General features: G+C 69.9%; 18 protein-coding genes and 1 tRNA gene. 11 read left to right on the forward strand and 8 right to left on the reverse strand.

The window, feature by feature from the left end; all coding sequences use genetic code 11:
• Positions 1-18: 18 nt before the first annotated feature.
• Both ABZ904_RS07030 and ABZ904_RS07035 read right to left on the reverse strand, forming a co-directional pair.
• Positions 19-1,563, reverse strand: a complete 1,545-nt coding sequence (locus ABZ904_RS07030; protein WP_361821646.1) for a beta-N-acetylhexosaminidase — start codon at positions 1,561-1,563, stop codon at positions 19-21.
• Between the two features lie 303 nt (positions 1,564-1,866).
• Positions 1,867-3,432 carry a metallophosphoesterase family protein gene (locus tag ABZ904_RS07035; RefSeq protein WP_360991773.1) on the reverse strand — a complete coding sequence of 522 codons (1,566 nt, stop codon included), beginning with the start codon at positions 3,430-3,432 and terminating at the stop codon, positions 1,867-1,869.
• Between the two features lie 166 nt (positions 3,433-3,598).
• Between ABZ904_RS07035 and ABZ904_RS07040 the strand changes: the two genes are divergently transcribed.
• Together ABZ904_RS07040 and glmS are read left to right on the forward strand one after the other, a co-directional pair.
• Positions 3,599-3,856, forward strand: a complete 258-nt coding sequence (locus ABZ904_RS07040; RefSeq protein WP_359391522.1) for a hypothetical protein — start codon at positions 3,599-3,601, stop codon at positions 3,854-3,856.
• A gap of 52 nt (positions 3,857-3,908) precedes the next feature.
• Positions 3,909-5,726, forward strand: coding sequence for a glutamine--fructose-6-phosphate transaminase (isomerizing) (glmS, locus tag ABZ904_RS07045; RefSeq protein WP_359391523.1), 1,818 nt, complete (start codon positions 3,909-3,911; stop codon positions 5,724-5,726).
• 147 nt (positions 5,727-5,873) lie between these two features.
• On the opposite strand, the gene ABZ904_RS07050 is transcribed toward glmS, so the two are convergent.
• Together ABZ904_RS07050 and ABZ904_RS07055 are read right to left on the reverse strand one after the other, a co-directional pair.
• Positions 5,874-6,440 (reverse strand): GPR1/FUN34/YaaH family transporter, encoded by a 567-nt coding sequence (locus ABZ904_RS07050; RefSeq protein WP_360991646.1) that lies wholly within the window; start codon positions 6,438-6,440, stop codon positions 5,874-5,876.
• Positions 6,441-6,705: 265 nt separating this feature from the next.
• A complete protein-coding gene (locus tag ABZ904_RS07055) occupies positions 6,706-7,233 on the reverse strand; it encodes a universal stress protein (protein WP_359391525.1) in 528 nt (175 codons plus the stop codon).
• A gap of 339 nt (positions 7,234-7,572) precedes the next feature.
• On the opposite strand from ABZ904_RS07055, the gene ABZ904_RS07060 reads away from it, so the two are divergent.
• From ABZ904_RS07060 to ABZ904_RS07075, 4 genes are all read left to right on the forward strand, one after another.
• Positions 7,573-7,893 (forward strand): hypothetical protein, encoded by a 321-nt coding sequence (locus tag ABZ904_RS07060; RefSeq protein WP_359391526.1) that lies wholly within the window; start codon positions 7,573-7,575, stop codon positions 7,891-7,893.
• A 379-nt stretch (positions 7,894-8,272) separates the two neighbouring features.
• Positions 8,273-9,505 (forward strand): helix-turn-helix domain-containing protein, encoded by a 1,233-nt coding sequence (locus ABZ904_RS07065; protein ID WP_359391527.1) that lies wholly within the window; start codon positions 8,273-8,275, stop codon positions 9,503-9,505.
• Between the two features lie 243 nt (positions 9,506-9,748).
• Positions 9,749-10,351: an oligoribonuclease gene (gene orn, locus ABZ904_RS07070; RefSeq protein ID WP_359391528.1), complete on the forward strand. Its 603-nt coding sequence runs from the start codon at positions 9,749-9,751 to the stop codon at positions 10,349-10,351.
• 126 nt (positions 10,352-10,477) lie between these two features.
• A tRNA-His gene (locus tag ABZ904_RS07075) sits at positions 10,478-10,550 on the forward strand.
• Positions 10,551-10,838: 288 nt separating this feature from the next.
• Here the strand turns inward: ABZ904_RS07075 and ABZ904_RS07080 are convergent.
• Positions 10,839-11,894, reverse strand: a complete 1,056-nt coding sequence (locus ABZ904_RS07080) for a LacI family DNA-binding transcriptional regulator (RefSeq protein WP_361821650.1) — start codon at positions 11,892-11,894, stop codon at positions 10,839-10,841.
• Between the two features lie 373 nt (positions 11,895-12,267).
• Here ABZ904_RS07080 and ABZ904_RS07085 point away from each other — a divergent pair, with 373 nt between their 5' ends.
• The 4 genes from ABZ904_RS07085 (at position 12,268) to ABZ904_RS07100 (ending at position 17,124) form a co-directional block, all read left to right on the forward strand.
• On the forward strand, positions 12,268-13,593 hold the full coding sequence (locus tag ABZ904_RS07085) for an ABC transporter substrate-binding protein (protein WP_360991633.1): 1,326 nt from the start codon (positions 12,268-12,270) through the stop codon (positions 13,591-13,593).
• Positions 13,590-14,618 (forward strand): sugar ABC transporter permease, encoded by a 1,029-nt coding sequence (locus ABZ904_RS07090; protein ID WP_359391531.1) that lies wholly within the window; start codon positions 13,590-13,592, stop codon positions 14,616-14,618. Before ABZ904_RS07085 ends, ABZ904_RS07090 begins: the two co-directional genes overlap by 4 nt.
• Positions 14,615-15,523, forward strand: a complete 909-nt coding sequence (locus ABZ904_RS07095; protein ID WP_359391532.1) for a carbohydrate ABC transporter permease — start codon at positions 14,615-14,617, stop codon at positions 15,521-15,523. The genes ABZ904_RS07090 and ABZ904_RS07095 overlap by 4 nt, the downstream gene beginning before the upstream one ends.
• A 164-nt stretch (positions 15,524-15,687) precedes the next feature.
• Positions 15,688-17,124, forward strand: a complete 1,437-nt coding sequence (locus ABZ904_RS07100; RefSeq protein ID WP_359391533.1) for a beta-glucosidase — start codon at positions 15,688-15,690, stop codon at positions 17,122-17,124.
• Between the two features lie 67 nt (positions 17,125-17,191).
• On the opposite strand, the gene ABZ904_RS07105 is transcribed toward ABZ904_RS07100, so the two are convergent.
• From ABZ904_RS07105 to ABZ904_RS07115, 3 genes are all read right to left on the reverse strand, one after another.
• Positions 17,192-18,673, reverse strand: a complete 1,482-nt coding sequence (locus tag ABZ904_RS07105) for a cellulose binding domain-containing protein (protein ID WP_359391534.1) — start codon at positions 18,671-18,673, stop codon at positions 17,192-17,194.
• A 111-nt stretch (positions 18,674-18,784) separates the two neighbouring features.
• A complete protein-coding gene (locus ABZ904_RS07110) occupies positions 18,785-20,182 on the reverse strand; it encodes a HAMP domain-containing sensor histidine kinase (protein WP_359391535.1) in 1,398 nt (465 codons plus the stop codon).
• On the reverse strand, positions 20,179-20,883 hold the full coding sequence (locus ABZ904_RS07115; RefSeq protein ID WP_360991625.1) for a response regulator transcription factor: 705 nt from the start codon (positions 20,881-20,883) through the stop codon (positions 20,179-20,181). Before ABZ904_RS07115 ends, ABZ904_RS07110 begins: the two co-directional genes overlap by 4 nt.
• A gap of 131 nt (positions 20,884-21,014) precedes the next feature.
• Here ABZ904_RS07115 and ABZ904_RS07120 point away from each other — a divergent pair, with 131 nt between their 5' ends.
• Positions 21,015-21,548: a hypothetical protein gene (locus ABZ904_RS07120; RefSeq protein WP_360991622.1), complete on the forward strand. Its 534-nt coding sequence runs from the start codon at positions 21,015-21,017 to the stop codon at positions 21,546-21,548.
• Positions 21,549-21,573 lie beyond the last annotated feature (25 nt).

Consider the following 21,573-nt stretch of genomic DNA (forward strand, 5'->3'; position numbering starts at 1 on the left):
CCCGTCGTGATGCTCGGCCTACCGCGTCGGCCAGGGCACCTGCGGCGACCGGTAGTACCCGATCCCCATCGCCTCCCAGCGGGGTCCCTGTGCGGCGAGCCGCAGCCGGTAGGCGTTCCAGTCGTGCGTGGAGGCGGGCGACCAGCCCAGTTCGGCCACTCCGGGCAGCCGCGGGAAGGCCATGTAGTCGATGTCGACGTTCCGGACGATCGTCTCGGTCCACAGCGGCGCCTCGACGCCGGCGATCGCCGAGGCCGGCACGCCCGGAAGGTAGGCGCCCGGGTCCCAGTCGTAGGACCGCTGGACCTCGACCAGTCCCGCCCAGTCCTGACCGAGCGGCGTGTCCTCGGTGTACTTCATGTCGAGGTAGAACCGGTCGGCCGGGGACAGGATCAGCCCGGTGCCGTTCTGCGCGGCCTTCGCGACCTGGGCCGTCTCGGCGGCGCTGGTGTCGTCGAGTCCCCAGTACTGCGCGAGCGCGCCCTTGACCGGGTGCGCACCGGTGATCTGGTGCCACGCGATCACGGTCTTGCCGTACTTCGCGACGGTCGGCTGCACCCGGTCCATGAACTTCACATAGTCGTCGTGGCTGGTGGAGTGCGCCTCGTCGCCACCGATGTGGATGTAGCGGCCCGGTGTGATCGCGGCCAGCTCGCGGATGACGTCGTCGAGGAAGTCGTACGTCACCTGCTTGGGCACGCACAGCGAACTGAAGCCGACGTCGGTGCCGGTGTAGAGCGGAGGCGCGACGCCGTCACAGTTGAGTTCGGGGTACGAGGCGAGGGCGGCGTTGGTGTGGCCCGGCATGTCGATCTCGGGGACGACCTCCAGGTAGCGGGAGGCTGCGTAGCGCACGATCTCCTGGTACTGCGCCTTGGTGTAGTGGCCGCCCTCGCCGCCGCCCACCTCGGTCGAACCGCCGTAGGTCGCGAGGCGCGGCCAGGAGTCGACGGCGATGCGCCAGCCCTGGTCGTCACTCAGATGCAGATGCAGGGTGTTGATCTTGTAGAGGGCCAGCTCGTCGATGTAGCGCTTGACCTGGGCGACGGTGAAGAAGTGGCGGGAGACGTCCAGCATGGCACCGCGGTAGGCGTAGCGCGGGGAGTCCTTGATGGTCCCGCCCGCGACCGTCCAGGGCCCGGGCTGCGCGGTCCTCTTCTCGACGGACGCCGGCAGGAGCTGGCGCAGGGTCTGCACTCCGTGGAAAAGCCCGGCGGGCTTTCGAGCGGTGATCGTGACCCCGCTGGGACCGCTGTCGAGGCGGTAGCCCTCGTCGCCGAAGCGGCCGCCGTCCAGGCGGAGCCGGATGCCGCCGCTGCCGTGCGTGGTGACCGGCAGGGGATAGCCGGTCGAGGGCCGCAGGACGCCGGCGAGGTACTCGCCGACCTGACGGACCGCGGGAGAGTCGTCGACGCGGATGTGCGTGCCGCGGGTGATCCGGTACGGGGATCCCGCGGGCTCCACCGAAGCGGGCGCCGGTATCACCCGGCCGAGAGGCTCGGCGACCGGGCCGGTGGCGGCGGGTGCCGATCCGACAGCGAGGGAGAGTCCGGCAGCCGCCATGAGCAGCAGCGTACCGAGGAGGCGGGGCGTTCTGTGGTGCGGTCTCACATGCGCTCCCTTCCACGAGCGTTCACGGGCTCGTCCGGCCCGGGACCCGATGGGTATAGACCACTCTCTCGCACAGCGGGCCGAAGCATCCCCCTCATGGCGGAAATCACCAGGAGGGAGGCAGGCGGACCGCGGCGCCGAGGGGGTGCGCCTCGGGGTGGAAGAGGAGTTCACAACGGCGAACAGGCGGCCCTCGCCCCGAAGGGAGGACCGCCTGCCGTCCGTGCGCCCTGCCGTGCGGGCGCGCGAGTGGCCTTACTTGGCCCGGCGCGCCACCGTGAAGTGGTCGACCTGCTCACCGGTCTCGGCGATGCCGCGCACCGTCAGCGTGGCGTAGCGGCCCTTGGACGCCGGGGTGACGTCGACGCGCAGGAACGAGTAGTCGAGGTAGCGCACGCGCGACCAGGCGACGGTCTCGTTCTGCTTGCCGTCCTTGACGTTGATGAAGGAGGCCACGGAGTCGACCTCGTTCTCGTGGCCCTCGTAGGACAGCGGGGCGCTGAACGCGTACAGGCTGCGGCCGGCCGCGCCCGCCGTCACGTAGACCACGCCCTCGGTGTCGGAGTACGCGGTGCCACCGATCGGGAGCTTCTTGACGACCGAGTTGCCCTTGAGGACGTCGGTGCGCTCGTACTGGTGGTTGTGGCCGTTGATGACCAGGTCCACCGTGTACTTGTCGAACAGCGGCACCCACTCCTGTCGCACGCCCCCTTCCGAGGCGTGCGCCGTGGAGGTGCAGTACGCGCAGTGGTGGAAGAAGACGACGATGAAGTCGATGTCGTCGCAGGCCCGGTACTTCTTGAGCTGGGCCTCCAGCCACTTGGTCTGGGTGCCGCCCGAGATGCCGAGGTTGGCCGGGATCTCGAAGGAGATGTCGTTGGCGTCCAGCGAGATGACCGCCGTGTTGCCGTAGACGAAGGAGTAGACGCCGGGCAGGTTCTTCTTGTCCGGCCCGTTGTCCGGCAGGGTCCAGCGGGCTTCCTCGCCGCCGTAGCCGTTGGGCGAGTACCAGGCCTCCATGTCGTGGTTGCCGTAGGCCGGCATCCACGGAACCTGCTTGGCGACGGACTCCGTCTGGTACAGGAACTGGTCCCACACACGGGAGTCGAAGCCGGTGTCGTCCTTCCGTCCCTGGCCCGCCGGGTCGCCGTAGGCGATGTCGCCGGCGTGCAGGTGGAAGGCCGGGTTCTGGCCGAGCAGCAGGCTGTTGTTGGCCAGGGCGTGGTAGCTGACGCCCTCGTCGCCGAAGGCCGTGAAGGTGAACGGCTCGGAGTGCGTGGGGGCGGTGGTGAAGGTGCCGAGGGTGCCCAGCAGGTGACGCTCGGCCGGGTCGAAGCCCGCGTGGCCGACGCCGTAGTAGTAGGTCTTGCCGGGGCGCAGGTTGGTGAGCTTGGCGTGCAGGTAGTACTGCGTGTGGTCGCCGCTGGCGCCGACGCCCGCCGGGGTGTAGAGGGTGCGGACCTCAGCGGGGATCTTGCGGGAGAGGTCCGTGGGGTGGGCGCCGATCCGGATGAACGGGTTCTTCACGGCGACCGGGACCTGCCAGGAGACAGTGATCTCGGTGCGCGGGTCGTTGCCGAACGCCAGGTGACGGCCGAAGGGGGCGACGAGCGCGCCGTCCACGGACTCGACCGCGGGGGCCGTGCTCTGGGTCGGGACGGCGGCCTGGGCCGTGGCGCCCGACACGAACGCGCCACCGGTGACGGCACCGAGGGTGACGGCGCCGCCTCTCATCATCGTGCGCCGGGAGAATCTCGCGCGCAGGTACTCGTGCTGCTCCGCGATGCTCATATCGGCCGCGAGCTTCTCAGGTACTCCCATACGAGGTATGTCCATGTGGCCAGAAGTTCCTCCACATAAGGAACGTGGCACAGGACACAGGTCAAACAGATCTCAAACAGGACCCCATAAGAGCTTCAACCGCGCCTCTGCCCGAAATCGGGCACGATTCTTGCGATTCCGACGCTCATACTCCAGGATCTACCGGGTGCACGACGAACTCGTTGATCATCTGGCGCGGTCCACGACCCTCAGCAGGGGCGAGGCGCTGCGCGTGGTCCAGGACGTGCTCGCCTACTTCGACGAGACGACCGAGGATTTCGTCCGCCGCCGCCACCGTGAACTGCAGGCCCAGGGCCTGGTGAACGCGACGATCTTCGAGCGGATCGAGGCGGATCTGAAGTACCGCGCGGTCGCACCGCCCGAGCTCACGCTCCGGCAACTGCGCCGCATCGTCTACGGCTGAGGCGCCGGGGCTACTTCATCGCAACGGGCAGAAAAGGGACTTAAGGAATCATATGTGCGGAATCGTCGGATACATCGGCAAGCGTGATGTGGCCCCGCTGCTGCTGGAGGGCCTGCAGCGGCTGGAGTACCGCGGCTACGACTCGGCCGGCATCGTCGTCACCTCGCCGAAGACCGCGGGCCTGAAGATGGTCAAGGCCAAGGGCCGGGTCCGCGACCTGGAGGCCAAGGTCCCCGCGCGCTTCAAGGGCACGACCGGTATCGCCCACACCCGCTGGGCCACCCACGGCGCCCCCTCCGACGTGAACGCCCATCCGCACCTCTCGGCCGACCACAAGGTCGCCGTCGTCCACAACGGCATCATCGACAACGCTTCCGAGCTGAGGCGGAAGCTCGAGGCGGACGGCGTCGAGTTCCTCTCCGAGACCGACACCGAGGTCCTCACCCACCTGATCGCGCGCTCCCAGGCCGACACCCTGGAGGAGAAGGTCCGCCAGGCGCTACGGGTCGTCGAGGGCACCTACGGCATCGCCGTCATGCACGCCGACTTCCCGGACCGCATCGTGGTGGCCCGCAACGGCTCCCCGGTCGTCCTCGGCATCGGCGAGAAGGAGATGTTCGTCGCCTCCGACGTCGCCGCGCTGGTCGCCCACACCCGCCAGATAGTCACCCTGGACGACGGCGAGATGGCCACCCTCAAGGCCGACGACTTCCGCACGTACACCACCGAGGGCACCCGCACGACCGCCGAGCCGACCACCGTGGAGTGGGAGGCCGAGTCGTACGACATGGGCGGCCACGACACGTACATGCACAAGGAGATCCACGAGCAGGCCGAGGCCGTGGACCGGGTGCTGCGCGGCCGTATCGACGACCGGTTCTCCACCGTGCACCTGGGCGGCCTGAACCTGGACGCCCGCGAGGCCCGGCAGATCCGCCGTGTGAAGATCCTCGGCTGCGGCACCTCGTACCACGCGGGCATGATCGGCGCCCAGATGATCGAGGAGCTGGCCCGCATCCCGGCGGACGCCGAGCCGGCCTCGGAGTTCCGGTACCGCAACGCGGTCGTCGACCCCGACACGCTGTACGTGGCGGTCTCGCAGTCCGGCGAGACCTACGACGTGCTGGCCGCCGTCCAGGAACTCAAGCGCAAGGGCGCGCGGGTGCTGGGCATCGTCAACGTGGTCGGCTCCGCGATCGCGCGTGAGGCGGACGGCGGTATGTACGTCCACGCGGGACCCGAGGTGTGCGTGGTCTCCACCAAGTGCTTCACCAACACCACGGTCGCCTTCGCGCTGCTCGCGCTGCGCCTCGGCCGCACGCGCGACCTCTCGGTGCGCGACGGCAAGCGGATCATCGAGGGCCTGCGCAGGCTGCCCGAGCAGATCACCGAGATCCTGAAGCAGGAGGAGGAGATCAAGGCGCTGGCCGAGCAGTTCACCAATGCCCGCTCGATGCTCTTCATCGGACGTGTGCGCGGCTACCCGGTGGCCCGCGAGGCCTCGCTGAAGCTGAAGGAGGTCTCGTACATCCACGCCGAGGCCTACCCCGCCTCCGAGCTGAAGCACGGCCCGCTGGCACTGATCGAGCCGGCCCTCCCCACGGTCGCGATCGTGCCGGACGACGACCTGCTGGAGAAGAACCGCGCGGCCATGGAGGAGATCAAGGCCCGCAGCGGCCCGATCCTCGCGGTCGCCCACCAGGAGCAGGAGAAGGCGGACCACACCATCGTGGTCCCGAAGAACGAGGACGAGCTGGACCCGATCCTGCTGGGTATTCCGCTGCAACTCCTCGCCTACCACACGGCGCTGGCGCTGGGCCGGGACATCGACAAGCCGCGCAACCTGGCCAAGTCGGTGACGGTGGAGTAGCAACCCGCCCGCGCGGGCCCGGACATGAACGACCCCCTGTGTGCCACCAGCACAGGGGGTCGCTCTTTTCAGGGGCCGGGGCCGCCCTTCCCCGAGTTCACGGCTCCGTTCGAACTGGGGGACCCTCACCCCCGGCCGGGCGCTGCGTCAGCCGGCGGCCGTCACCCCCCGGCCCGCAGCACGTCGCGGAAGGGCCGTCGGCCACTTGGCCAGTACGGCCGTCGCCGCATACCAGGCGACCAGGCCCGCGGCGACCGCGAACCAGCCGGCGACCTTGCCCAGTGAGTCGTTGCCCGCGAAGCGCGCGATGGCGAGCAGCAGCATGGAGACGAAGAGCAGCCCGTAGGTCCCCTGGTCGAGGACTCCGCCGGTGGCTCCGAGCGCGAGGCTGAGCGCGACGAGGGCGAACAGCAGGAGGAAGAGTCCTGCCGCGTTGTCCGACATTTGGTTGCCGGCCGTGACGGCCCAGGTGAACCACAGGGCGCCGAGCGCCGAGAAGGCCGTACCCGTGGCGGTGTCGCGGTCGCGGAAAGCGAGGAGGCCGACGAGGAACAGGGCCACGCCGCCGACATAGTGGGCAAGTGACACGGCGTCGGCCGTCGTCACGCCGTCGATCACCTTGGTGGATCCGAGACCGAACGCCAGCAGCGTGATGCCCAGCGCAAGCCGGCCGACGGTTGAGGTGGTGCTTCCCGCAGAGACGTCATTGTCCACGGCGGGCTCCCTTCTGTCCTGCATGTAGGGCTGTGCGGTGACCGATATATGCCCTTCACAAGGGCACAAACACCTCTACGCGCGAGTAGCTTTGTCCGGTCACGCAAGGGAGTTGGCGGTACCCACGGGGCATCTCACCTGGGCCAACGTCGAGTTGCGGAATGACAACAGCCCGGTTGCGATACCACGCCCGGCAGCAGGCGCCCGGCAGTCGCACAGCGCGGTGCACCGGCGGCGGACATGGGCCCGCACCGGCGCCGAAGGCTCAGGGGATGACGATCACGGGCCGCTGGGCACGCTTGGCCAGACGCCCGGCCACCGAGCCGAAGATGCGGCCGACGATGCCGTGGGTGGAGCCGACGACGATCGCGTCCGCCTCGTACTCCCGCCCCACCTCTTCGAGTTCATGGCAGATGTCGCCGCCGCGCTCGACCAGGATCCAGGGGACCTCGGCCAAGTGCTCCGCACAGGCGAGCTCGAGCCCGAGAACCTCCGTGCGGTGGTCCGGCACGTCGACGAAGACCGGTGGCTCACAGCCGGCCCACACCGTGGTGGGCAGCCGGTTGGCGACATGAACGATGATCAGGCCCGAGCCGGAGCGATGGGCCATACCGATCGCGTACGCCAGCGCACGCTCGCTCGAGGTCGAGCCGTCGAAGCCGACCACCACGCCGTGCTTGAAAGCGGGGTCGCAGGATGGGCGTGTCTCTTCCGCCGCCAAGGGCTCGGCCGCCGTGGGATCGGCGACGGGGCGCTTGCGGTCCGCGGGATCCAAGAATTCGTGACCGGCCATGAGTGTCTCGGCGTTGTGATCCTCGTGGGTGGGACGACAGTATGCGGCGGAGCTGTGTCCGGGAAACATCTTCCCAACCCCATACCCCCAAGGGTACGGCGGCACGCCTCCTTAGCCCAGATCCCGCGCAACCGCACGGGTTCCAGGGAGCATGCACGAGGGGGCACCTGTAACGCAATGGTTGCTGCCCCGTACAGGCGGTTTGCACGGGGTTCACCCAGGAATCAGGAAGGACCACGCGCCGACGGCTCCCCGGGGCCGTGCGCCGCTCCACCCGCCAGTGACCCACCGCTCGAACGGCCGTTGAATCCGGTGACCCACCGCCTTAGGGAGCACGCCGTGTCCCAAACCCGCACCGCCCCCCAGAAGCACCCCGAGCCGGACACTACGGGCGACGTGGTCCGCTGGGCGGCCTTCTGCTGTGTCCTGGTACCCGTGGTCCTGGTCTGGTACGGCATCTCACCGGCCGCCGCGATCAGCGCCGCACTCGGTCTGGTGACCGTCACCGCCGCGTGCCGCGCGCTGCTGCGGCAGTCCGAACGGGGCGCGGCGCAACTGCGGGCCGAGGAGAGCACCCCGCACCGGGTATGCCACGGGAGGACCGGAACGGGGGCGCACAGGGGCGGACGGCACACTGGGGGAAACACTCCGGTCGACTGACCGGTTTCCGCGCACGCGCCCGCTTCTTTTCAGCCAACTTCTCGGCCCGCCGCATACCTGGGCCCCAGGACCCCCCACCCCCCGTTCGACCTGCGCCGAAAGGGTCCCGGAGGGCGCGCGCACCCTATGGGGATTGGCCACTGGGACGAGGCGCACTTCCCTGCACGGCTCGCGAGTGCAACGCTTCGTGATCGAATGCTTCACGCCAAGTTGCCATGTCGACAATGTGCCGGATGGTGAACTGGTTCACGTCGGCACCGGGGGACCCAGTAGATTCGATCATGACTGTCTGACGGCGGGGGACTCGTGCAGGACCAAGGGGAAACGTGCAGGAGCGACACAACCGAGGAGCCGCGACCACTGAGGGGGGCTTAGCAGGATGAGCCACGACTCCACTGCCGCGCAGGACGCCGCGGCCCGGAAGCTGTCCGGGCGACGGCGCAAGGAGATCGTTGCGGTGCTGCTGTTCAGCGGCGGCCCCATCTTCGAGAGCTCCATACCGCTTTCGGTGTTCGGGATTGACCGCCAGGACGCCGGAGTGCCGCGCTACCGATTGCTGGTGGCTGCCGGCGAAGAAGGCCCGCTGCGGACCACAGGGGGCCTGGAACTGACCGCGCCGTACGGCCTCGAGGCGATCTCGCGGGCGGGCACCGTCGTTGTGCCGGCCTGGCGGTCCATCACCTCGCCGCCGCCGGAGGAGGCGCTCGACGCACTGCGCCGGGCGCACGAAGAAGGTGCCCGCATCGTCGGGCTGTGCACCGGGGCCTTCGTACTGGCCGCCGCCGGACTGCTGGACGGCCGGCCGGCCACCACGCACTGGATGTACGCGCCGACACTGGCCAAACGCTATCCATCGGTGCACGTCGATCCACGCGAGTTGTTCGTGGACGACGGGGACGTGCTGACGTCGGCGGGTACGGCGGCCGGTATCGACCTCTGCCTCCATATCGTGCGCACGGACCACGGCAACGAGGCCGCCGGCGCGCTCGCCCGGCGTCTGGTGGTCCCACCGCGCCGCAGCGGCGGTCAGGAGCGCTACCTCGACAGGTCTTTACCGGAGGAGATCGGCGCCGACCCGCTCGCGGAGGTCGTCGCCTGGGCGCTGGAACACCTCCACGAGCAGTTCGACGTGGAGACACTCGCCGCGCGCGCGTACATGAGCCGGCGGACCTTCGACCGGCGCTTCCGCTCGCTCACCGGGAGTGCGCCGCTGCAGTGGCTGATCACCCAGCGGGTGCTCCAGGCGCAGCGGCTGCTGGAGACCTCCGACTATTCGGTCGACGAGGTCGCCGGGCGCTGCGGCTTCCGCTCCCCGGTGGCGCTGCGCGGGCACTTCCGGCGGCAGCTCGGCTCGTCGCCGGCCGCGTACCGGGCCGCGTACCGGGCGCGCCGTCCGCAGGGTGGGCGCCCCGGGGACACCGACGGTCCCGTGGGTCCGCCGGTGCCGCAGGTTCCGCAGGAGGCGGCGCCGTTGCCGATGCAGACCCGCCGCACGGCCGCCGCCGGCTCCCTGGGCCCCGCGGCGTCCCTGTCCACGGACCACGGCAGGCACGTCCCCGAGCTGTACGCGGCGAGGGGCCCGAGTCTGCCCGGACAGCGCAGCGCGCACTAGCACCGCGGTACCGCAGTGGGCGCGACCCGTGGTGCGTACGAGGTCGTACGCACCACGGGTCCCGCCTGTCCGCAGTCCTGGGGCGGGCCGGCCCGCGCATGCCCGTGACGCGTCCGCGTGAGCCCGTCCCGCGCACGCCTCCTGCCCCGGGGGGCTTCCGGAGGTCTTCTCGTCCCCCGGGCTGTCCCTCCGTGCACGCACGGGCAGATCCGTCCGGCCCGGCCGGGCCATAAGGTGGGACACATGAACGATCGCATGGTGTGGATCGACTGCGAGATGACCGGACTCTCGCTGTCCGACGACGCGCTCATCGAGGTGGCCGCGCTGGTCACCGACTCAGAGCTGAACGTACTCGGCGAGGGGGTGGACATCGTGATCCGGCCGCCGGACGCGGCGCTGGAGACGATGCCGGAGGTGGTGCGTCAGATGCACACCTCCTCGGGACTGCTCAACGAGCTGGCGGGGGGCACGACGCTCGCCGACGCCGAGGAGCAGGTCCTCGCGTACGTACGGGAGCACGTCAAAGAACCCGGCAAGGCCCCGCTGTGCGGCAACTCCGTCGGCACCGACCGCGGCTTCCTGTCCCGCGACATGCCGACGTTGGAGGACTACCTCCACTACCGGATCGTGGACGTCAGCTCGATCAAGGAGCTCGCCCGGCGCTGGTATCCGCGGGCGTACTTCAACAGCCCCGAGAAGAACGGCAACCACCGGGCGCTGGCCGACATCCGGGAATCCATCGCGGAGTTGCGCTACTACCGAGAGGCGATCTTCGTGCCGCAGCCGGGCCCCGACTCGGACACGGCACGCACGATCGCGGCCCGGCACGTGGTGCCCGCGAAGTAGCCGCTCGCCGAGGCCCTGACGAGACCCTGACGGACCTCGGAGAAACGCTGGCGCGAGCACCCCTTCGGACCCTGTACACTTTTTCTCGGCCGATGCGGAAAGCCACTTGGACAACCGCCGGTCATGGTGGGTGTAGCTCAGCTGGTAGAGCACCTGGTTGTGGTCCAGGATGTCGCGGGTTCGAGTCCCGTCACTCACCCTGTGAAGTCAGCCGGTGACCCGGAGAACGGGTCACCGGCTGATCTTGTTTCAGGACTCGCACCCTGCGGGCCGCCCACGGCCCGACACTCGGCTACGAGGCCAACGCGCACTCAGCCCCAGGGACAGCCGGGCGGCCGCCCCCGGCGGCATGCGGACAACCGGCTCCCCTCGACCCCCTCCCCGGCACACGGCCCAGCGCTCCGCGCCGGAACACTGTGGCGCGGAGCACATCGGAGACATCCGTCACCGTCGACCCGAACCCGGCACGCCGGGTCCGTCCACCGCCTCAGGAGGAGTCCCGCTCCACCAGTTCCGCCGGCAGGACCACCTGGCGGCGGTCCAGGGTCCGGGAGCCCGCCGGGCGTTGGTCCGCGATCTCGTCGAGCAGCAGGTCGATCATCGCGCGGCCCATCTCCTCGATCGGCTGGCGCACGCTGGTCAGGGGCGGGTCCATATGGCGGGCGATCGCCGAGTCGTCGTAGCCGACCAGCGCCACGTCACCGGGTATGCGGCGGCCCGCCTCACGCAGCACCTGTCGCGCGCCCGCGGCCATCACGTCCGACCCCGCGAACACCGCGTCCAGACCCGGGCGGCGGGCCAGCAGCTCCGCCATGGCCCGGCGGCCGCCCTCCTCCGTGAAGTCACCGGGGACGATCAGCTTCTCGTCCACCTCGCGGCCGGCGTCCCGCAGCGCGTCCCGGTAGCCGTCGACACGCCGCTGGGCACCGTACACATCGAGCCGGCCCGTGATCGTCGCGATCTGCGCGCGGCCCCGGGCGATCAGGTGCTCGACCGCCGAGCGGCCGCCGCCGTAGTTGTCCGAGTCCACCGACGGCAGCGCCTCCCCCGCCGAACGGGGACCGCTGATCACCGCCGGGATCTCCAGCTGGGCCAGCAGATCGGGCAGGGGGTCGTCCGCGTGCACCGAGACCAGCAGCACACCGTCCACCCGGTGCGCCGCCAGGTACTGGGCCAGGCTTCGGCGCTCCCGGTCGTTGCCCGCGAAGATCAGCAGCAGCTGCATCTCCGTGTCCGACAGCTCGGCCCCCACACCCTTGAGCATGTCCGAGAAGTACGGTTCCGCGAAGAAGCGGGTCTCCGGTTCGGGGACGACGAGGGCGATGGCGTCCGTGCGGTTGGCGGCCAGTGCGCGGGCCGCGGTGTTCGGTACATAACCGAGCTCCGCGACCGCCGCCTCGACGGCCGCGCGCGTCGCATCGCTCACCCGGGGCGAGCCGTTGATCACCCGGGAGACCGTGCCACGGCCGACGCCGGCGCGTGCGGCCACCTCTTCGAGGGTGGGTCGACCGCCACTGCGGCCCCGCGCTCCGTGGCTTACCATTGGCCCCGCCTCCCGCCGTCGAACCCACGTTGGCCTGGAATCTAACAGTTGCCGCAGTCCAGGTGACCGTCACCGGGCGCCGACGTCATCGACCCCCGGATCCGACCCGGACCGTGCGGGCCCTGGCCCGTTCCCATCCACTCCCGCCCGGTCCAGTTAACAGCCCGATAACCGAACGCATCTGTGCGTGTCCGCTCCCTTGACACCCTCGCGGGAACCGACGACTCTTCAACTCATCACCCGTGGGAGCGCTCCCACGGTACCTGACACATACACATCCCGCACGTTCCCCGCCCGAGCCGCAGCGAGCACGAACGGGCCCAACCAATGCAGTTGGCCGGGGGGTCGGCACGTCAGGCAACAGGAGGACGCAATGCGCACGAGTACTCGCCGGTCCCACGGGCTGGTGGCCCTCGCGGCGGTCGCCGCGCTGACGACGGGGCTGCTGGCCGGCTGCGCCAAAGACTCGGACGACAACTCGTCGAACTCGAACGGCGGTGGCGGTGGCAAGGGCAAGACCACGCTGACCGTGGGCACCTTCGGCGTCTTCGGCTACAAGCAGGCCGGACTCTACGACGAGTACATGAAGCTCCACCCGGACATCACCATCAAGGAGAACGTCACCACCCGCACCGACGTGTACTGGCCCAAGGTGCTCACCCGTCTGCAGGCCGGCTCCGGCACGGACGACATCCAGGCCATCGAGGTCGGCAACATCACCGAGGCCGTGCAGACACAGGCCGCCAAGTTCGTCGACCTCGGCAAGGACGTCGACAAGTCCCAGTGGCTGGACTGGAAGGTGGCGCAGGCCACCACCAAGGACGGCAAGACGATCGGGCTCGGCACCGATATCGGCCCGATGGCCATCTGCTACCGCAAGGACCTCTTCCAGAAGGCCGGTCTCGAGACGGACCGCGCCAAGCTCGCCGAGTCCTGGAAGGGCGACTGGTCGAAGTACGTCGACGTCGGCAAGGAGTACATGAAGAAGGCGCCGAAGGGCACCAAGTTCGTGGACTCCGCGTCCTCCGTCTACAACGCGGCCCTCGGCGGCGCCGAGCAGCGGTACTACGACAAGGACGACAACGTCGTCTGGGACAAGTCCGACGGGGTGAAGAAGTCCTGGGACGTCGCCATGCAGGTGGCGACCAGCAACATGTCGGCGAAGCTGAAGCAGTTCGACCCGACCTGGGACCAGGGCTTCGCCAACGGCACCTTCGCGACGGTGGCCTGCCCGGCATGGATGCTCGGCTACATCGAGCAGAAGTCCGGTGACTCCGGCAAGGGCAAGTGGGACGTCGCGGCTGCCCCGACCGCGTCCAACTGGGGCGGCTCCTTCCTCGGCGTGCCGACGGCGAGCAAGCACCAGAAGGAGGCCATCGAGCTGGCGAAGTGGCTGACCGCGCCCGAGCAGCAGGCCAAGGTCTTCGCCAAGCAGGCCAGCTTCCCCTCGACCCCGTCCGCGTACGCGAGCCTGCAGCCGCAGGCCGACACGACGACGTACTTCTCCAACGCGCCGATCACCCAGATCTTCTCGGACTCGGCGAAGACCATCCCGACGCAGTACTTCGGCATCAAGGACCAGCCGATCAACTCCGCGCTCACCGACGTCGGCATCCTCCAGGTCGAGCAGAAGGGCAAGTCCCCCGCTCAGGGCTGGGACGCGGCCGGCAAGGAGATCAAGGACGTGCTCGGCCAGTGACCAGCTCCAAAGAGGCTCTCGCGCACCCCGCGTCGAGCGCCGAGACCGCGCCCGGCAAGCAGCCGGGCGCGGTCGGGGGCGCTCACGGTCGCGGCAGGCCGGCGACGGGCACAGACTCCTGGCGCAGCCGGCTGTACCGCTGGGACATGAAGGCGTCTCCGTATGTGTTCATCGCCCCCTTCTTCATCGTCTTCGGGGCCTTCTCGCTGGTCCCGCTGCTCTACACGGCCTGGTACTCGCTGCACAACGTGCAGCTCTCGGCCCTGGACCACCAGACCTGGACGGGTCTGGACAACTACAAGAACCTGTTCTCCTCCGAGTTCTTCTGGAACGCCCTGGGGAACACCTTCACCATCGGTGTGATCTCGACGGTGCCGCAGCTCCTCGCGGCGCTGTGGCTCGCGCATCTGCTCAACTACCGGCTGCGCGGCTCGACCGTCTGGCGGGTCGTGATGCTCACCCCGTACGCCACCTCGGTGGCGGCGGCGACGCTGGTCTTCACGCTGCTGTACTCCTGGGACGGCGGCATGATCAACTGGCTGCTCCACTTCGTCGGGGTCGACCCCGTCAACTGGCGGGAGTCCGACTGGGGTTCGCAGTTCGCCGTCTCCTCGATCGTGATCTGGCGGTGGACCGGCTACAACGCGCTGATCTACCTCGCGGCGATGCAGGCGATCCCCAGCGACCTGTACGAGTCGGCCGCCCTCGACGGTGCGAACCGCTGGAAGCAGTTCCGCCATGTGACGGTCCCGATGCTGCGGCCCACGATCCTGTTCACGGTGATCGTCTCGACGATCGGCGCGACGCAGCTCTTCGGTGAACCCCTGCTGTTCGGCGGGGTCAGCGGATCCAAGGGCGGCTCGGAGCACCAGTACCAGACGCTCGGCCTGTACATGTACGACCAGGGCTGGATCATCGGCAACCTCGGCAAGGCATCCGCGATCGCCTGGTCGATGTTCCTGATCCTGCTGGTGGTGGCCGTGATCAACATGCTGCTCACCCGACGGCTGAGGAAGTCCCAATGACCACTACCGACCTGACCCTGCCTCAGGCGGGGACGAAGGCCAAGGGCGAGCGGACCCCCCGGCGCCGCAGGGTGATGGGCGCGGGCAAGCAGCTGGACGCGGGGCCCGTCACCTATGTGGTGCTGACCGTCTTCGCACTGGTCTCGCTGGCTCCACTGGTGTGGACGGCGATCGCGGCCTCCCGCAACGACCGGCGGCTCGCCGAGACGCCGCCTCCGCTGTGGTTCGGCGGGAACCTGTTCAAGAACCTGCAGGCGGCCTGGGAACAGGCCGGGCTCGGCACGGCGATGTTCAACTCCACGCTGGTCGCGACCACCATCACGGTCAGCACGGTCCTGTTCTCCACGCTCGCCGGATTCGCCTTCGCCAAACTGCGGTTCCGGTTCTCCAGCGTGCTGCTGCTGCTGACCATCGGCACCATGATGATCCCGCCGCAGCTGGCCGTCGTACCGCTGTACCTGTGGATGTCGGACCTGGGCTGGTCCAACCAGCTGCAGACCGTCATCCTGCCGACGCTGGTCACCGCCTTCGGCACGTTCTTCATGCGGCAGTACCTGGTGCAGGCACTGCCCACCGAACTGATCGAGGCGGCGCGGGTGGACGGCGCGAGCAGTCTGCGCGTCGTGTGGCACGTGGTCTTCCCCGCGGCGCGGCCGGCGATGGCCGTGCTCGGACTGCTGACCTTCGTGTTCGCCTGGAACGACTTCCTGTGGCCGATCATCGCGCTGAACCAGCAGAACCCGACCGTGCAGGTGGCGCTCAACTCGCTCGGCACCGGATATGTCCCGGACCAGGCGGTGATCATGGCGGGTGCGCTGCTCGGCACACTGCCGCTGCTGATCGCCTTCCTGCTGTTCGGCAAGCAGATCGTCGGCGGGATCATGCAGGGCGCGATCAAGGGCTGACCCTCCGCCACGCTCGGCAGCCTCGCGCGGGAGGGGTCCCGCAACGGACCCCCGGCGCCGCCGCCCCTGCGTCTTCGGGGGCCGGGTCATCGCCGCCCCGGCCCCCTCGTCCCCTCTTTCCCCTACCTCCGTCGGTCTCGACGACCATCTATGGGAGCGCTTCCATGCCTGAATCCGCACAGCCGGTGACCCCGGTGACCTTTCCTCCCGCCTTCCTCTGGGGCGCCGCGACCTCCGCGTACCAGATCGAGGGAGCGGTGCGGGAGGACGGCCGCACCCCCTCGATCTGGGACACTTTCAGCCACACGCCGGGCAGGACGGCCGGCGGCGAGACCGGTGACATCGCTGTCGACCACTACCACCGCTACCGCGAGGACGTCGCGCTGATGGCCGAGCTGGGCCTGAGCGCGTACCGCTTCTCGATCTCGTGGTCGCGCGTGCAGCCGACGGGCCGGGGGCCCGCGGTCCAGCGCGGGCTGGACTTCTACCGCCGCCTGGTGGACGAACTGCTCGCCCACGGCATCAAGCCGGCGATCACCCTCTACCACTGGGATCTGCCTCAGGAGCTGGAGGACGCGGGCGGCTGGCCCGAGCGGGACACCGCGTACCGCTTCGCCGAGTACGCCGGCATCGTGGGCGAAGCCCTGGGCGACCGGGTGGAACAGTGGATCACCCTGAACGAGCCCTGGTGCAGCGCATTCCTGGGGTACGGCTCCGGCGTGCACGCCCCGGGCCGTACGGACGCGGCGGCGGCGCTGCGCGCGGCCCATCATCTGAACCTGGCCCACGGCCTCGGCACCTCCGCGCTCCGGTCGGTGATGCCGTCCCGCAACACGGTGGCGGTGAGTCTCAACTCGTGCCCGGTACGGCCGGTGTCGCAGGACCCGGCGGACCTGGCGGCGCGGCAGAAGATCGACGATCTGGCGAACGGCGTCTTCCACGGCCCGATGCTGCACGGGGCCTACCCGAAGACCCTGTTCACCGCGACGGCTGCCATCACGGACTGGTCGTACGTCCTCGACGGCGACCTCGCGACCATCGACCAGCCGCTGGACGCACTGGGTCTCAACTACTACACGCCGACGCTCGTGTCGGCCGCTTCGGAGACGGCCGGCAGCGGTCCGCGGTCGGACGGCCACGGCGCGAGCGCCTACTCGCCCTGGCCGGGCGGGGACGACGTGACCTTCCACCAGACTCCCGGCGAGCGCACCGAGATGGGCTGGTCGATCGACCCGACCGGCCTGCACGAGCTGATCATGCGGTACTCGCGGGAAGCGCCGGGGCTTCCGCTGTACGTGACGGAGAACGGCGCCGCGTACGACGACAAGCCCGACCCGGAGGGCCGCGTCCACGACCCCGAGCGGACCGCGTACCTGCACAGCCACCTGTCGGCGGTCCACCGGGCCATCGCGGACGGCGCGGACGTCCGCGGCTACTACCTCTGGTCCCTCATGGACAACTTCGAGTGGGCCTACGGCTACGAGAAGCGGTTCGGGGCGGTGTACGTGGACTACGCGACGCTGGCCCGCACGCCGAAGTCCAGCGCGCACTGGTACTCCCGGGCGGCCCGGACCGGGGCGCTGCCGCCGCTGGAGGACTGACCACCCGGGGGCGCGACACGAGAGGGAGGTGCCGCGCCCCGGGGGCTCGACCGCGCCGGGCAGAGCCCTACTTGAAGGCGCCGAACGCCTTCGAGAAGGCGAACCTGTCCTGGACGACCGAGCTGCAGGTCGCGTCCGCCGTGGGCTTGGCACCGCCGTCGCACTGCTTGTCGCGCGTGGCCGACCACATCGACAGCCACCCGAGACCCTTCGACTTGGCGAAGTCCACCAGCTGGGTGGCGTCGTCGACCTTGAAGATCTCGGACGACACGTCGTTGACGCCGATCATCGGGGTGACCGCGACCGTCTTCCAGGCCGCGCTGTCGGACAGACCCAGCACGCTCTTGATCTGGGCCTGGGTGGCGGTGGCGGCCTGCTCCGCGTAGGTGCCCATGTCACCGCTGTACGAGGCGCCGTAATCCATCGCCATGATGTTGACGGCGGACATCCGCACACCGTTGGCCTTGGCGTCGGCCAGGAGGTTCACACCGTCCTGGGTCAGGCCCTCCGGCATGACGGGGAGCGTGAACGACACGTCCAGGCCCGGGTGTTGCTGCTGGAGCTTGGCGATGGCCTGGGCGCGGCGGGTGTTCGCGGCCGTGTTCGGCAGCGCGCCGCCCTCCACGTCGAAGTCGACCTTGGTGAGCTTGTAGGCGTCCACGGCCTTCCCGTAGGCCGCGGCCAGTGCGTCCGCCGAGGAGCAGGCCGTGGCCAGTTCCGAACCGGAGGCGCCGCCGAAGGAGACGCGGACGTCGCCGCCCTTGGCCCGCAGGGCGCCGATCTGCGCGGCGACGGCGTCGCTGCCGATGGCGGTGACACCGCCCCACTTGGGCGTGCAGCCGCCGCCGTCGGTGACGAAGGCGAGGTTGTAGTCCTTGACCCCGGTCGCGTCCGCTGAGGCGATCAGGTCGAAGGCCGGGTAGAGGGACGTGTCGACGTACGGGGCGAAGCGCGCGCTCATGGCCGTACCGGAGCCGGAGGTCTGGGAGGCGGTCGGCGAGGGAGTGGGGGTCGCCGTGGCGGTCGGCTTCGTGGTCGTGCTCGGGGTCGGAGTCGGAGTCGGAGTCGCTGTGGGGGTCGCGGACGTGGTGGGGCGACCGCTCGGCTCCGGAGTCGCGCCGTCGTCGGCGGAGCACTTCGCGCCGTCTATGAGACAGCCGCCCGGATCGCCGGAGCCGGTCACGACGAAGCCGACCGTCACGGATTCGCCCGCCGCCAGCCCGTCCTTGTCCCAGGACGGCGGCTTCACGGTGATGTGCTGTCCGCTCACCGTCGATGTGCCGTTCCACAGGGAGCTGATCTTGGCACCGGACGGCAGGTCGAACTGCAGCGTCCAGTCTCCCTTGGTCTGGCCGCTGTCGTTCGAGACGACGTACTGCGCGGTGTAGCCCGTCGACCAGTCACTGGTCTTCGTGTACACGGCTCCGACGCCCGCGGCGTGCGCGGTGCCGGTGACCAGGAGCGCTCCGCCGCCCACGACGGAGGCGGCGACGACACCGCCGATCGCCTTGCTTCTGCCGCTGATCCTGCGCCGGTGCGTGCTGCTCATCGCGTGCCTGCCTTCGCTGCTCACGGGGGGTGGGGTGCGGCAGCACGCTAGCGATCCGGAATCGGGCCAATCGGATTGATCCGGACCGGAGTTGAGGATCTTAGGGTGCGCTTAAGGGAGGGATCGGGGACGGTTAAAGGGAGAGACCGATCTGCCGGACCGCCGACGCCGTACCCGGTGCCCCCGGCGCACCGGGGCCCGCCCGTCGAGCTGGAACCAGATGCGCACCTCCGTGCCGCCCAGCACCGAGGAGCCGATCCGCACGTCCCCGCCGGTCGACTCCGCGAGCCGGCGCACGATGTCCAGGCCGAGGCCCGTCGAGCCGTCGCTGCCCGAACCGCGTCCCCGGGCCATGGCCGTCTCCGGGTCGAGGATCCCGGGACCCGCGTCGGAGACCAGCACGATGACCGCGTCCTCGCCGTTGTGGACGTCGACCGCGAAGGCCGTGCCCTCCGGGGTGTGCCGGAAGACGTTCCCGAGCAGCGCGTCGAGCGCGGCGGCGAGGTCGGCGCGGGCCACGGGTATGCGTACCGGCCGGTCGGCTCCGGCCACCCGCCACTTGCGCCTCTCGTCCTCGGCGAGCGCCGACCAGAACTCCATCCGCTCCCGCACGACCTCGGCCGCGTCGCACCCGGCGCCCGGTCCTGCCGCCACGGTCTGCGGCTTGGCCTCGCGCGCCGTACGGATGATCGTGTCGACCTCACGCTCCAGTTGCGCCACCGCGGCGCGTGTCTGCTCGGCGGCCGGTCCGTCGCCGAGGGAGGCGGCGTTCAGCCGCAGCACGGTCAGTGGGGTACGCAGCCGATGGGACAGATCGGCGGCCAGTTCGCGTTCGTTCGCCAGGAGTTGCACCACCTGGTCGGCCATCGAGTTGAACGCGACCGCCGCCAGGCGCAGTTCGGTCGGGCCCTCCTCGGGTACTCGTGCGCCGAGCTTCCCCTCCCCCAGGTCGTGCGCGCCCTCGGCCAGACGCTGGGCGGGCTGCACCATCCGCACGCCGAGCCGGTCGGCGACCGCCACCGAGCCGATGATCAGTGCGACACCGACCGCGGCGAGCACCGCCCAGGCCGTGCCGACGCCGTTCGTCACCTCGGACTCGGGGACGTACACCTCGACCACGGCGATGCCACCGGAGCTGAGGGCGGTGGGCTGGAGCAACGCCGAGCCGCCGGGCACCTCGGTGGTGGAGGCCCGGCCCAGTCTGCGGGTGGCCGCGATGTCCTCGGCCGGGGCGCGCCGGCGGCCGATGTCCAGCGCCTTGGTGCCGTCGGCCGCGGGGATGTGCACGGCCATCCCGTCGTCGGAGCCCGCCGAGGCCACCACCCGCTCCAGCTGGTCGCGTTCGGTGGTGATGGACAGGGCGGGCGCGATCGCGGCGGCCTCGCGCTCCGCGTTCGAGAAGGCGCGGTCGCGCGCCATCTCCTTGACGACGAGGCCGAGCGGTACCGCGAAGGCGACCACGACCATGGCCGTCACCGCCAGGCAGACCTTGACCAGCGCCCATCTCATGTCAACGGCTCCGCCCTCGGTGGTTCCAGCTTCACGCCGACGCCCCGCAGCGTGTGCAGATAGCGCGGCTTGGCCGCCGTCTCGCCCAGCTTCCGCCTGAGCCAGGACAGATGGACGTCGATGGTCTGGTCGTCCCCGTAGGACTGCTGCCACACCTCGGCGAGCAGTTCCCTGCGGGGCACCACGACACCGGGCCGGCCGGCGAGGAAGGCGAGCAGGTCGAACTCACGGCGGGTCAGATCCAGTCGGTGCCCGTCCAGTTCGACAAGCCGGCGCAGGAGGTCGATCGCGAGGCCGCCGACGCGGATGACCGCCGGGGGCGCGGCTCCGACGGCGGCCGCACGGGCCCGGCGCAGCACCGCCGCGATCCGTGCCGACAGGTGCTCGACCGAGAACGGCTTGGTCAGATAGTCGTCCGCGCCCGCGTTCAGCAGGCGGACGACCTCTGCCTCGTCGTCGCGTGCCGTGGCGATGATCACCGGTACGTCGGTGACGCCGCGCAGCATCTTCAGCGCCTCGGACCCGTCGAGATCGGGCAGTCCGAGGTCGAGGATCACGAGGTCGAAGGGAAAGTGGGCGACCTCGCGCAGTGCCTCCAGTGCGGTGCCGACGCTGCGCACGGTGTGCCCGGCCTCCGTCAGGTGCCTGATGAGGGCCGAGCGTACGAACTGGTCGTCCTCGACCACGAGCACACTTGCCATGGGCGGCACCGTACGCCATACGGGGAAGTGCTTCCGGGGGCTGTGGACAACTCCCCGTGCGGTAGCGCGAGAAGCGGAACTGTGTGCGACTCACGGGACACCGGTGGGGCGCGTGGGGCAGTATGGCCGGGATGTTGAGAGGACTCGTACACGTACTGGCATGGTCGCTCGCCACGGGCGCGGCGGTCACGCTGTCGTGGTGGGGCGTCCACACCGTGATGGCGGGGACCGCCTACGACCCCCCGCGCGCCCTGCCCATCACGGCGGGTGGCGCGACGACTCAGGGCACCAGGCCGCAGATCGCGTCGACGGAGCGGCCGGAACCGTCGCGGAGTGCGAGCGGGACGCCCGCGCCGAGCACGACGCCGGTCCCCTCGAAGAGGTCCGGCACGAGCCCCTCGCCCTCCCCGACGACGCCCCCGTCCTCCCCTTCCACTTCCACCAGCCGCGTCAAGAGCTATGACACCACCGGCGGGCGGGCGGTCTTCGACCTCGGTACGACGTCCGCGACGCTGGTGTCCGCGACGCCCGGTCCGGGCTGGTCGATGCAGGTGTGGAAGACGGAGTCGTGGATCCGCGTGGAGTTCGCCTCCGGCACGCAACGGGTCACCGTGTTCTGCACGTGGCACGACGGCCCGCCCCATGTGGACGTCGAGACCTACTAGTCCGCCACGGGGGCAGCACGGTGCC

It is taken from the genome of Streptomyces sp. NPDC046900 (assembly GCF_040644975.1).
Lineage (GTDB): Bacteria > Actinomycetota > Actinomycetes > Streptomycetales > Streptomycetaceae > Streptomyces.